Annotated in this window: 11 protein-coding genes; 9 read left to right on the forward strand and 2 right to left on the reverse strand. The window is 52.7% G+C overall.

Translation table 11 applies throughout. The features are described from left to right. Positions 1-67: 67 nt before the first annotated feature. The 9 genes from nuoG to elaB all read left to right on the forward strand — a co-directional run bounded on the left by nuoG (position 68) and on the right by elaB (position 10711). Positions 68-2794: an NADH-quinone oxidoreductase subunit NuoG gene (gene nuoG / locus DMB82_RS07410; RefSeq protein WP_116162629.1), complete on the forward strand. Its 2727-nt coding sequence runs from the start codon at positions 68-70 to the stop codon at positions 2792-2794. Continuing rightward, on the forward strand, positions 2791-3765 hold the full coding sequence (nuoH, locus tag DMB82_RS07415; protein WP_102117728.1) for an NADH-quinone oxidoreductase subunit NuoH: 975 nt from the start codon (positions 2791-2793) through the stop codon (positions 3763-3765). Before nuoG ends, nuoH begins: the two co-directional genes overlap by 4 nt. Positions 3766-3782: 17 nt before the next feature. Then, positions 3783-4325 carry an NADH-quinone oxidoreductase subunit NuoI gene (gene nuoI / locus DMB82_RS07420; protein ID WP_010278884.1) on the forward strand — a complete coding sequence of 181 codons (543 nt, stop codon included), beginning with the start codon at positions 3783-3785 and terminating at the stop codon, positions 4323-4325. A 9-nt stretch (positions 4326-4334) separates the two neighbouring features. After that, positions 4335-4895 carry an NADH-quinone oxidoreductase subunit J gene (gene nuoJ, locus DMB82_RS07425; RefSeq protein WP_102117729.1) on the forward strand — a complete coding sequence of 187 codons (561 nt, stop codon included), beginning with the start codon at positions 4335-4337 and terminating at the stop codon, positions 4893-4895. Then, positions 4892-5194: an NADH-quinone oxidoreductase subunit NuoK gene (gene nuoK / locus DMB82_RS07430; protein ID WP_005969835.1), complete on the forward strand. Its 303-nt coding sequence runs from the start codon at positions 4892-4894 to the stop codon at positions 5192-5194. The genes nuoJ and nuoK overlap by 4 nt, the downstream gene beginning before the upstream one ends. Beyond that, positions 5191-7038 (forward strand): NADH-quinone oxidoreductase subunit L, encoded by a 1848-nt coding sequence (gene nuoL / locus DMB82_RS07435; RefSeq protein WP_116156198.1) that lies wholly within the window; start codon positions 5191-5193, stop codon positions 7036-7038. The genes nuoK and nuoL overlap by 4 nt, the downstream gene beginning before the upstream one ends. A gap of 100 nt (positions 7039-7138) precedes the next feature. Then, entirely contained in the window at positions 7139-8674 is a 1536-nt protein-coding gene (nuoM, locus tag DMB82_RS07440) for an NADH-quinone oxidoreductase subunit M (RefSeq protein ID WP_039484058.1), read from the forward strand. 6 nt (positions 8675-8680) lie between these two features. Continuing rightward, positions 8681-10138 carry an NADH-quinone oxidoreductase subunit NuoN gene (nuoN, locus tag DMB82_RS07445; protein ID WP_102117731.1) on the forward strand — a complete coding sequence of 486 codons (1458 nt, stop codon included), beginning with the start codon at positions 8681-8683 and terminating at the stop codon, positions 10136-10138. 261 nt (positions 10139-10399) lie between these two features. Then, positions 10400-10711, forward strand: coding sequence for a stress response protein ElaB (elaB, locus tag DMB82_RS07450; protein WP_102117732.1), 312 nt, complete (start codon positions 10400-10402; stop codon positions 10709-10711). A gap of 796 nt (positions 10712-11507) precedes the next feature. Here the strand turns inward: elaB and DMB82_RS07455 are convergent. Then, complete coding sequence (locus DMB82_RS07455) at positions 11508-12068, reverse strand: GNAT family N-acetyltransferase (protein WP_116156199.1); 561 nt, start codon at positions 12066-12068, stop codon at positions 11508-11510. An 8-nt stretch (positions 12069-12076) separates the two neighbouring features. Next, on the reverse strand, positions 12077-12973 hold the full coding sequence (locus tag DMB82_RS07460; protein ID WP_116162627.1) for a PhzF family phenazine biosynthesis protein: 897 nt from the start codon (positions 12971-12973) through the stop codon (positions 12077-12079). Positions 12974-13032: the final 59 nt, after the last annotated feature.

The following is a 13032-nucleotide window of genomic DNA, read 5'->3' on the forward strand; positions in this document are numbered from 1 at the left end:
ATGAGGGTATACAGAATTTTTGATTAGCGCCCGTGGTAACACGGGCCATTATGGAAGCATGCTGACTATGGCTACTATTCATGTAGACGGCAAAGAGTATGAAGTAAACGGAGCGGACAACCTTCTGGAAGCTTGCCTGACTCTGGGACTTGATATTCCTTACTTTTGCTGGCACCCCGCGCTCGGGAGCGTCGGATCCTGCCGCCTCTGTGCGGTAAAACAGTACCAAAACGCGGAAGACACCCGCGGTCGTCTGGTGATGTCTTGTATGACACCGGCAACCGAAGGAACGTTCATCGCGATTGAAGATGAAGAAGCTAAGCTATTCCGTAAGACGATAGTTGAGTTTCTAATGACCAATCATCCGCACGACTGTCCAGTGTGTGAGGAAGGCGGTAACTGTCATTTGCAGGATATGACGGTTATGACGGGGCAGAACTTCCGTCGCTATCGCTTCACCAAACGTACCCACCGCAATCAGGATCTCGGGCCGTTCATTTCCCATGAGATGAACCGCTGTATCGCATGCTATCGCTGCGTGCGTTACTACAAAGACTACGCGGATGGCAAAGATCTCGGCGTTTACGGCGCACACGACAACGTCTACTTCGGTCGCCCGGAAGATGGCACGCTGGAAAGCGAGTTCTCTGGCAACCTGGTTGAAGTGTGTCCTACCGGTGTTTTCACCGATAAAACGCACTCTGAGCGCTATAACCGTAAATGGGATATGCAGTTTGCACCGAGCGTCTGCCAGCAGTGCAGCATCGGCTGTAATACCAGTCCCGGTGAGCGCTATGGCGAACTGCGTCGTATCGAAAACCGTTTCAACGGTAGCGTAAACCACTATTTCCTGTGTGACCGCGGCCGTTTTGGTTACGGCTATGTCAACCAGAAAGATCGTCCGAATCAGCCTCTGCAACGTCGTGGTAATGACTGGATCGCGCTGAATGCCGATCAGGCATTGCAAGGTGCGGCAGATGTGCTGCGTCAGGCGAAGAAAACGATCGGTATCGGTTCAGCGCGTGCCAGCATTGAAAGCAACTTCGCGTTGCGTGAGCTGGTGGGTGCCGAGAACTTCTACACCGGTATCGCGCAGGAAGAACAAAATCGTCTGCAACTGATCCTGAAAGTGCTACGTGAAAGCGGTGTAAGAACGCCAGCGTTGCGTGAGATCGAAGGCTACGATGCGGTTCTGATTCTGGGTGAAGACTTGACGCAGACCGGTGCACGTATCGCACTGGCCGTTCGTCAGGCCGTTAAAGGCAAAGCCCGTGAAATGGCAGCCGCGCAGAAAGTGGCTGACTGGCAGATTGCGGCGATCATGAACATCGGTCAGCATGCCAAGCACCCGCTGTTTGTCACCAACGTCGACAACACCCGTCTGGACGACATCGCCGCATGGAATTACCGTGCGCCGGTTGCCGATCAGGCACGTCTTGGTTTTGCCATTGCACACGGTCTGGATAGCAGTGCACCAGCAGTTACCGATCTGGCTGCTGGCCTCGACCAGAAAGTCGATATCATCGTACAGGCGCTGGCCGGTGCGAAAAAACCACTCATCATCTCCGGTACCAATTCAGGTAGCGAGGAAGTGATCTCTGCGGCGGCAAACGTTGCCAAAGCGCTGAAAAATCGTGGTTCTGACGTCGGCATCACCTTTGTTGCTCCTGCTGCTAACAGCATCGGGTTGTCAATCATGGGGGGCGGTTCGCTGGATGACGCGCTGGCGCAGTTGGAAAACGGCGACGCTGATAGCGTGGTGGTTCTGGAGAACGATCTCTACCGTCATGCCCCAATCGCTCGCGTTGACGCGGCGCTGGGAAAAGCGGAAAACCTGATTGTGGTTGACCATCAGCGTACTCGCATCATGGACAAGGCTAGCATCATTCTGTCTGCCGCCAGCTTTGCTGAAAGCGATGGTACGTTGGTGAATCAGGAAGGCCGCGCTCAGCGTTTCTTCCAGGTTTATGACCCAACGTACTACAACGACAAGATTGTGATGTTGGAAAGCTGGCGCTGGCTGCACTCGCTGTATATCACCTATAACAGCCGTCAGGTTGACTGGACGCAGTTGGATAACGTGATTGATGCGTGTGTTGCTGAATTGCCGCAGTTGGCTGCAATTAAAGATGCCGCGCCTGACGCCTCATTCCGTATTCGTGGTCAGAAACTGTCACGTTCACCGATTCGTTCCAGCGGACGTACTGCAATGCGTGCCAATATCAGCGTGCATGAACCACGTCAGCCCGTCGATAAAGACACTATGTTTGCCTTCTCAATGGAAGGGAACAACAGCCCGACAGCTAATCGTCAGCAGATTCCGTTTGCCTGGGCGCCAGGTTGGAACTCACCGCAAGCCTGGAACAAATTCCAGGACGAAGTGGGCGGACATTTGCGTTATGGCGATCCGGGTGTGCGTATGATCGAAGCTGGTGAAGGTTCGCTGGCGTATTTCGATAACATTCCTGCGGCCTTCGTCCCACAAGCGGGTCAATGGCGCGTTGCGCCGTATTATCACCTGTTTGGTAGTGATGAAATGTCACAGCGTTCTGACGTGATTCAGCAGCGTATGCCAGAGCCTTATGTGATGGTGAACCCGGCTGATGCGGCAACGCTGGGCGTGAACGCTGGTGCGTTGCTTGAGTTGACCTGTGCAGGACAAACGCTACGTCTGCCACTGCGCTTAAGTGCGGCATTGAGTCAGGGACAGGTTGGTTTACCGCTGGGCTTACCGGGTATTGCACCGGTGCTGGCGGGTGCAACCGTTGAAAATCTGCGGGAGGCCGCACAATGAGTTGGTTAACGCCGGAATTAATCGAGATTCTGATCTCCGTCGGAAAAGCGATCGTGATTCTGCTGGTTGTGGTGACCTGTGGCGCATTCATGAGTATGGGTGAACGTCGACTGCTCGGCCTCTTCCAGGGACGCTATGGACCGAACCGGGTAGGTTGGGGCGGTTCATTGCAGCTTGTCGCTGACATGATCAAAATGTTCTTCAAAGAAGACTGGGTGCCGAATTTCACCGATAAGGTGATCTTCACACTGGCACCGATGATCGCGTTTACGTCAATGCTGATTGCCTTTGCGATTGTGCCGATCACGCCAACCTGGGGTGTCGCCGATCTGAACATCGGTATCCTGTTCTTCCTGATGATGGCGGGTTTAGCCGTTTACGCGGTGCTGTTTGCCGGCTGGTCGAGTAACAACAAATACTCGCTGCTGGGTGCGGTACGTGCTTCTGCTCAGACCGTGAGCTACGAAGTGTTCATCGGCCTGTCGCTGATGGGGGTTGTCGCGCAGGCGGGCTCGTTCAACATGCGTGACATCGTCGATTCTCAAGAACACCTGTGGAACGTTATTCCGCAGTTCTTCGGCTTTATTACGTTTGCCATCGCAGGCGTGGCGGTGTGTCACCGTCACCCGTTTGACCAGCCTGAAGCTGAACAGGAACTGGCAGATGGTTACCACATTGAATACTCCGGTATGAAATTTGGTCTGTTCTTTGTTGGTGAATATATCGGGATCGTGACGGTTTCCGCGCTGATGGTGACCTTATTCTTCGGTGGCTGGCATGGTCCAATCCTGCCTCCGTTTGTCTGGTTTGCGCTGAAAACTGGCTTTTTCATGATGATGTTCATCCTGATTCGTGCTTCGTTACCCCGTCCGCGTTATGACCAGGTGATGTCTTTCGGTTGGAAAGTCTGTCTGCCGATAACGCTTTTGAATCTGCTGGCGACAGCGGCTGTCATTTTGTACAACGCTTAAGAAGGGGTGAATAAACCATGACATTGAAAGAGTTAGTGGTTGGTTTCGGCACCCAGATACGCAGTATCTGTATGGTGGGATCGAATGCTTTTAAGAAGCGCGAAACCAGAATGTATCCAGAAGAGCCTGTGAATCCACCGCCGCGCTACCGTGGTCGTATCGTGCTGACGCGCGATCCAGATGGTGAAGAGCGTTGTGTTGCCTGCAACCTGTGTGCGGTGGCCTGTCCGGTCGGCTGTATCTCATTGCAGAAAGCGGAAACCAAAGATGGTCGCTGGTATCCGGAGTTCTTCCGCGTCAACTTCTCGCGCTGCATTTTCTGTGGCTTCTGTGAAGAAGCATGCCCGACAACCGCGATCCAACTGACGCCGGATTTCGAGATGGGTGACTACAAACGTCAGGATCTGGTGTACGAGAAAGAAGATCTGCTGATATCGGGGCCGGGTAAATATCCGGAATACAATTTCTACCGGATGGCTGGTATGGCAATCGATGGGAAAGATAAAGGCGAAGCTGAAAACGAAGCCAAACCCATTGATGTCAAAGGCCTGTTGCCCTAAGGAGCTAGCATGGAATTCGCTTTTTATACCACAGGCTTGATTGCAATACTGGCGACACTGCGCGTCATTACGCATACCAATCCTGTGCATGCATTGTTGTATATGGTCACCTCGCTCATGGCGATTGCGGGCGTATTTTTCTCGCTGGGGGCTAATTTTGCCGGCGCGCTGAGCATCATCGTGTATGCGGGTGCCATCATGGTGCTGTTTGTGTTCGTGGTCATGATGCTCAACCTCGGTAATTCCGTAGAAGAACAAGAGCGGAATTGGCTGAAGCCCAGCGTCTGGATCGGTCCGGGCATCCTTTCACTGGCGTTACTGGTGATTGTCGTCAATGCCATTCTTAGCCTGAAAGATCAGGGCATCACGGGTACGCCTGTTGAGGCGAAAGCCGTGGGTATCAGCCTGTTTGGGCCTTATGTTCTGGCCGTTGAATTAGCATCAATGCTGCTGCTGGCGGGATTGGTTGTCGCTTTCCACATTGGTCGTGAAGATAAACGTGGTGACGTTGTCAGTAAAGAAGGCGCGAACCAGGACGTTGAGAAGAAAATAACGGGGGAACGCGCATGATTCCGTTACAACATGGATTGATTTTAGCCGCTATTCTGTTTGTTCTGGGGCTGACTGGTCTGTTGATTCGTCGTAACCTGCTGTTTATGTTGATCAGTCTTGAAATTATGATCAACGCTGCCGCGCTGGCCTTTGTGGTCGCAGGCAGTTACTGGCAGCAGCCGGATGGTCAGGTGATGTACATTCTGGCGATTACGCTGGCAGCGGCTGAGGCCAGTATTGGTCTGGCACTGTTGCTGCAAATGTATCGTCGTCGTCAGACCCTGAATATTGATACAGTCAGTGAGATGCGCGGATGAACTTACTTTATTTAACAATACTCTTCCCGCTGCTCGGCTTTCTGTTGCTGGCATTTTCCCGCGGTCGCTGGTCTGAAAATACGTCCGCGACCGTCGGTGTTGGCTCGATTGGTCTGGCAGCGTTGGTTACCGCTTGGGTTGTGGCTGATTTCATGGGCCAACAGCACGGCGGCGTAACCTTCTTCAATCAGCATCTGTGGACATGGATGGCCGTCGGCAACTTCGATATCAGCGTCACGCTGACGCTCGATGGCCTTTCGGTGACGATGCTGTCCGTTGTAACGGGTGTCGGCTTCTTTATCCACCTGTTTGCCTCCTGGTACATGCGTGGGGAAGAGGGATATTCCCGCTTCTTTGCCTACACCAACCTGTTTATCGCAAGTATGGTCGTTCTGGTACTGGCTGATAACCTGTTGTTGATGTACCTCGGTTGGGAAGGGGTGGGGCTGTGCAGTTACCTGCTGATTGGTTTCTACTACACCAATCCGAAGAACGGCGCGGCGGCGATGAAAGCTTTCATCGTTACGCGTGTGGGTGACGTCTTCCTCGCCTTTGCCCTGTTCATCCTTTACAAAGAGCTGGGTACGCTTAACTTCCGCGAGTTGATGGTATTGGCACCGCAGAAACTGGCGGAAGGTTCACCGGAAATCACCTGGGCTACCCTGATGTTGCTGGGTGGTGCGGTCGGTAAATCGGCACAGCTGCCGCTGCAAACCTGGCTGGCGGATGCGATGGCTGGTCCAACACCGGTATCTGCATTGATCCACGCCGCCACGATGGTTACCGCGGGTGTTTACCTGATTGCGCGCACCAACGGCCTGTTCCTGATGGCACCGGATGTTCTGCATCTGGTGGGGATTGTGGGTGCAGTCACGCTGGTGCTGGCGGGTTTTGCCGCTCTGGTTCAAACCGACATCAAACGCGTCTTGGCTTACTCTACTATGAGCCAGATTGGTTACATGTTCCTGGCGCTGGGCGTTCAGGCATGGGATGCCGCGATTTTCCACCTGATGACGCACGCGTTCTTTAAAGCGCTGCTGTTCCTTTCGTCTGGTTCGGTGATTCTGGCCTGCCACCATGAGCAGAACATCTTCAAGATGGGCGGCCTGCGTAAAACGATTCCGCTGGTTTATGTTTGCTTCCTGGTCGGAGGCGCGGCGCTGGCTGCACTGCCGCTGGTTACCGCAGGCTTCTTCAGTAAAGACGAGATTCTGGCTGGCGCATGGGCAAATGGTCACATCAATCTGATGGTGGCTGGCTTGGCCGGTGCCTTCATGACCTCGCTGTATACGTTCCGTATGATTTTCATCGTGTTCCACGGTGAAGAGAAAACCAAAGCGCATGCAGGAAAAGGCATTTCTCACCACTTACCGCTGGTTGTGCTGATGATTCTGTCCACCTTTATTGGTGCGATGATTGTTCCGCCGTTGCACGGTGTATTGCCGGCAACGACTGAGCTTGAACACGGTCAACTGATGACGCTGGAAATTACCTCTGGCGTGGTGGCGATTGCCGGTATTCTGCTTGCCGCTGTGCTGTGGCTGGGTAAACGTCAGGCGGTGAATAGCATCGCGAAGAGTGCTCCTGGTCGTTTCTTCTCGACCTGGTGGTTCCACGCGTGGGGCTTCGACTGGTTGTACGACCATGTCTTTGTTAAACCGTATCTGGCTATCGCGAAGCTGTTGCAGCGTGATCCGTTAAATGCATTGATGACGCTTCCGGCTACAATTACCCGTTGGGGTAACCGTGGGCTGGCGCTCAGTGCGAATGGTCAATTGCGCTGGTACGTTGCTTCAATGGGCTTTGGTGCCGTGCTGGTGCTGGCCTTGTTACTGCTGGTCTAAGGCAGTATCCGGTAACGTATAAAAGGTAGGGCATTCCGCTGATAGGGATGCCCGCCACGGCAAGTTTTCAGATTTCTTTAATTTAGGGACACAAAACGCCATGCTACTACCTTGGCTAATTCTTCTCCCCTTTATCGGCGGTCTGCTGTGCTGGCAGTTAGAGCGTTTTGGTACGAAAGTACCGCGCTGGATAGCGTTGATTGCAATGGGGCTGACACTCGCACTGTCTCTGCAACTGTGGTTGCAAGGCGGTTATTCGCTGACCGCACCAACAGGCGTACCACAATGGCAATCTGAGTTTTATGTGCCATGGATCCCGCGCTTCGGCATCGGCATCCATCTTGCGCTGGACGGCCTATCACTGCTGATGGTGGTGCTGACGGGGTTGCTGGGCGTGTTGGCAATCCTCTGTTCCTGGAATGAAATTCAGCGCTATCAGGGTTTCTTCCACCTGAACCTGCTGTGGATTCTGGGCGGCGTTATCGGCGTGTTTCTTGCCATCGACATGTTCCTGTTCTTCTTCTTCTGGGAAATGATGCTGGTACCGATGTACTTCCTGATTGCACTGTGGGGGCATAAAGGCTCCGACGGTAAAACCAGAATTACAGCGGCGACCAAGTTCTTCATCTATACCCAGTCAAGTGGTCTGATCATGTTGATCGCGATTCTGGCGCTGGTCTTTGTGCATCACAATGCCACTGGCGTTTGGACGTTCAACTATGAAGACCTGCTGAAGACGCCGATGTCATACGGTGTTGAATATCTGCTGATGCTGGGTTTCTTCATCGCGTTTGCGGTAAAAATGCCTGTCGTGCCGTTGCACGGCTGGCTGCCGGATGCACACAGCCAGGCGCCAACGGCGGGTTCTGTTGACCTTGCAGGGATCCTGTTGAAAACAGCGGCATATGGCCTGCTGCGTTTCAGTCTGCCGCTGTTCCCGAATGCCTCCCATGCCTTTGCACCGATTGCCATGTGGCTGGGTGTGATTGGTATCTTCTACGGTGCCTGGCTGGCGTTTAAACAGACGGATATTAAACGTCTGATTGCTTATACCTCTGTGTCCCACATGGGCTTCGTGATGATTGCCATCTATTCCGGTAATCAACTGGCTTATCAGGGCGCGGTGATTCAGATGATTGCGCACGGCTTGTCCGCTGCGGGTCTGTTCATTCTGTGTGGTCAACTTTACGAACGTCTGCATACCCGTGACATGCGTGAAATGGGTGGCCTGTGGTCGCGTCTGAAGTTCCTGCCTGCGCTGTCTCTGTTCTTTGCTGTGGCAACCTTGGGGATGCCGGGCACAGGTAACTTTGTCGGCGAATTCATGATTCTGTTCGGCAGCTATCAGGTTGTGCCGGTGATTACGGTGATCTCAACCTTCGGTCTGGTATTTGCGTCGGTCTACTCACTGATCATGATTCAGCGTGCTTATTACGGTACGCCTAAATCTGATGAACCATTGAAGAGTATGTCGCTCCGCGAATTGTCTATCGTGATGCTGTTGGTGGTATTACTGGTGTTGTTAGGGGTTTACCCGCAACCGATTCTGGATACCTCCAGTGCCGCGATGTCAAATATCCAGCAGTGGTTTATGTCGTCTGCTCCAGATTCAATTATTTCAACAACAAGGCCGTAATTCGCCATGACAATAACTCTTCAACAACTAATTGCGCTATCGCCGCTGTTGATCGTCGGATTGACGGTAGTGGTTGTGATGCTGTGCATTGCGTGGCGACGCAACCATTTTGTCAACGCAACCATGACGGTTATCGGCCTGAATATTGCGTTGCTGTCACTGTACTTTGTCGGTCAGGTTGGCCCAACGGACGTGACGCCGCTGCTGCGTGTTGATGGCTTCTCGATGTTCTATACCGGACTGGTTCTGCTTGCCAGTCTGGCAACCAGCACGTTTGCTTATCCGTGGCTGCAAGGCTACCCAGACAACCGTGATGAGTTCTACCTGCTGGTTCTCATCGCGGCGTTAGGTGGAGTCTTGCTGGCGAGTGCTAACCATCTGGCTTCGTTGTTCATTGGGATTGAACTGCTTTCTCTCCCGCTGTTTGGTCTGGTCGGCTATGCCTTCCGCCTGAAACGTTCGCTGGAAGCCAGTATTAAATACATGCTGCTGTCGGCAGCCGCGTCTTCCTTCCTGCTGTTTGGTATGGCGCTGATTTATGCTGAATCAGGCGATATGAGCTTCGCCAGCCTCGGTAAGAGCCTGAGCGATCACCAAATCCATGAGCCGCTGCTGCTGGCAGGCCTGGGGATGATGATTGTCGGTCTGGGCTTCAAGCTGTCTCTGGTTCCGTTCCAGCTGTGGACGCCTGATGTGTATCAAGGGGCACCTGCGCCCGTGTCTACGTTTCTGGCGACGGCCGGTAAAATTGCCGTTTTCGGTGCAGTCATGCGTCTGTTCCTGTACGCGCCGATGGCTGACAGCGAATCCGTCAGAATCGTGCTGGGTGTCATCGCGTTTGCGTCGATCCTGTTCGGTAACGTGATGGCGGTATCGCAAACCAACATCAAACGTTTGCTCGGCTACTCTTCCATCGCGCACTTGGGCTATTTGCTGGTTGCCCTGATCGCGGTTCAGAGCCATCAACTAGCGCTGGAAACCGTCGGTGTTTATCTGGTGGGTTACCTGTTCAGCAGCCTGGGCGCGTTCGGTGTGGTTAGCCTGATGTCTAGCCCGTACCGTGGCCCGGATGCCGATTCACTGTTCTCTTACCGTGGTTTGTTCTGGCATAAACCAATCCTGTCTGCGGTGATGACGGTGATGATGCTGTCGCTGGCGGGCATCCCGATGACGCTGGGCTTCTTCGGCAAATTCTATGTGCTGGCGGTCGGTGTTAATGCTGAACTGTGGTGGCTGACTGGTGCGGTCGTGCTGGGTAGTGCCATTGGTCTGTACTACTATCTGCGTGTGATGGTGAGTTTGTTCCTGAATGCGCCGCAGGTGTTGCAGCGTGATACGCCAAACAACTGGGCTTTAACTGCGGGTGGTGTGGTCGTGCTAATCTCCTCCATCGCCGTACTGTTCTTTGGTTTGTATCCGCAGCCGCTTATCTCTCTGGTGCAATTGGCGCAGCCAATGATGTAACCACTGACGAGAGTCTGCTTGAGTAATGAAGCGCCGTTGATGAGAATCAACGGCGTTTTTTTTATGGCGAGCTTCCTGCTCGCCACCCTTCGGACAGTCGTACGCGACGTTGAAAAACCCTCCCTGCGTTTTTTATGGAAGCAATATACGTTTTAGGAATGGTCTGGTCTGTTGAAGCCGTAGGAACGGCGCAAACTTGTCTATAGTTAATCAGGCAACGATTTATAACTCATGACTTTTCATAACAGAAGGGAGCACTTTATGGCAGCGGCAAAAAAACAGCCTGAAGATATTCGTGTCGATGATGATTTAAAACTTCTGTCTGAAACGCTGGATGAGGTATTGCGCTATACGGGCGATCAGGCAGACCAAGCCTACCTTGATTTAAAGAAGGGAGCGGAAAAAGCGCTGTTGGAAGTCAAAGCCCGCATTGGTGTGACTGACAGCTATTATGCGCGCGCCAAGCAGGTGGCTGACAAAGCCGATGTTTATGTGCATGACAAACCTTGGCACGGTATCGGTATCGGTGCCACCGTGGGGCTGGTATTAGGGTTACTGCTGGCTAAGCGCTAGTTCCTGCCAATCTAGTTTCTGGTAATAATGTAGCGGGGTTACCCGCTACATCTCACGATATCCTCTAGCCCTGAATCTTATCCTCTTTCTCCGGCATTCCTTGTACCCAATAGATAGCTTCAAACGGGCGTAGCGCTAGTATGGTGAGTTGAGGCCGGGCGTCAGAGTCATGGCTGTATAGCCGTCGCCAGCGGCGGTCATGGGTATCAATTGGTTCACGTCACTTGAATTATTAGTATAACTTTTAGCGCAGACGTCGTAAGCGAAGCCAGTACAGCCAGAGAAAAGCAGAGCCTGTTAACGGTGGTTTTGCCGTGAAAGGAAAACGCATTGAGCTGTTTTTAAAAGAGAATGTTCAGGCATGCGGCGTGCTACACAAATCTGCGACGTGTGGGTAGACAAAAAGGAAAGAGGGATGAGCAGGGTGAAAGAGAGGCTGAAAAAACAAAAGCCGCCTGTAGGAGGCGGCTTCAGAGATTGTTTATATCACAATCAGAACGGGCTGATGATTGACCCAATACGTTCACAGTAACTGACATAAACATCTCCCATTCTTTTAAAGAATTTGCTGATTCTGCGCATCGTTTTCATTATCAGGCTCCTCTAACGGGTTAATTAAGTGTGATATTCATCACGTTTTTAATGGTAGCGAAGATGAGATCGGATTTCAACATTTTTGTGATGTTAGTCACAAAAATATAACGATATGGCAAAGGTCATGCATCGTGAAGAGAAAGAATCTGATGCGCAGCCGGGAGGTCAGCGCATCAGGCGATGGAAGGTATACGGGGTAATATCAGGCAGGATAGCGATAAATATTGTGATCGAACCACTGCTCGCCAATCTGCTCGGCGTCTTTCTCCGTGTGGTGAAAGTGGAAGCCAAGCCGTTGAGCGACAGCGTTGCTACGCGTGTTGGCGGTTGAGGCTCTGATGACGCAGCGCCCAACGAGATTCGCATCGGTATAGGCGGCTATCAGTGTACTGACAGCCTGAGAAACGATGCCTTTACCTTCAAAGGCTTCGGCGATCCAGTAGCCGATGACGCCTTCTTTATCCTGAATCGTGTTGAAGGAGACGATGCCAGCCAGCGCATCGTCCCAGCGGATAACGTACACAGCGGCCGTTTTGTCGAAGAATGCCTTTCTATTGGCGCGAATGGTTTCACGTGTGTCATCGACGGTCTTAACAGAATCCGGCCAGGGTAACGTCCGCCGCAGACGCGCTTTTTCCTGCTGAATCAGGGTGAAGAGCGTATCGGCATCGCGCTCTTCCTGTATCGTCAGGCGCAAATGTGGTGGATGCCGTAGTTCATACAGAGCATCGATAACTGACATATCGACAAATGGCGTTTCCATAAAATCCCTTACCCCTGCAAAGTACCGTCAACGATTGTGAGGCTGTGCCCGCCGATCCAGGGTTCATCGTTTAGGTAAGTGGCGGTAATGCGGCCATCGCAGTTCAGCATCGTGCCCTGTCGTGCAAGGTAGCTGAGTGGCGCGGTGACGTTATTAATAGAATGCTGTTGGCGAAGCAGCACTGCCAGACAGGCGTTGGCACTGCCGGTAACCGGATCTTCTTTAAGATGGCCACGTTCAATATAGAGCGCACGAACTTCATAATCGGCTGGCGTCGCGTTATCGTGCGGGCCGTAGATAGCGATGCCGTTAGTCTGGCTGAGGTTTTGCACGGCTGAGAGCGCGTCTGCATCCGGTGTGATGTTCAGACAGGTGTCGGCACTGTCGACACGAATCACCAGCCAGCGAATGCCCATGTGCACCGCAGTGGGCGGGTAGCGGTTATCGATAGCAGCACTACCCAAACCAGTAATGCCCAGCGTTTTTTCCAGCAGTGGCACATGCTCATCACCAAACGGAACCATGGTGGCCTGCGGCGCGTGAAAAGCCAGACTGCCGTCATCATTAATATTAATTGGCACTAAGCCAACGCCGCACTGTTGCACTAACTGACCTGGGGATTTAGGGCGCAATCCTTCTTCCAGCAGAGCATGCGCGGTGCCTAGCGTAGGGTGTCCGGCAAAGGGCATTTCCGATTCTGGCGTAAAAATGCGTACGTGGTAATCCGCCAGAGGATCGGTGGCTGGCAGGACAAACGTGGTTTCTGACAGGTTTGTCCAGCGGGCGATCTCCTGCATTTGCGCATCGGTTAATCCCTTCGCCTCCATAATGACGGCAAGCGGATTGCCCTTGAAAGGCTGCTGGGTGAAAACGTCGACCTGTTTGAAACGACGTAGTATAGGCATCGCATTTCTCTCCTGTATGCGCTATCGCTTAAATATTACTCAAAACTAACCGCGATCCT

Origin of the sequence: Pectobacterium aquaticum (assembly GCF_003382565.3) — a bacterium.
Classification (GTDB): domain Bacteria; phylum Pseudomonadota; class Gammaproteobacteria; order Enterobacterales; family Enterobacteriaceae; genus Pectobacterium; species Pectobacterium aquaticum.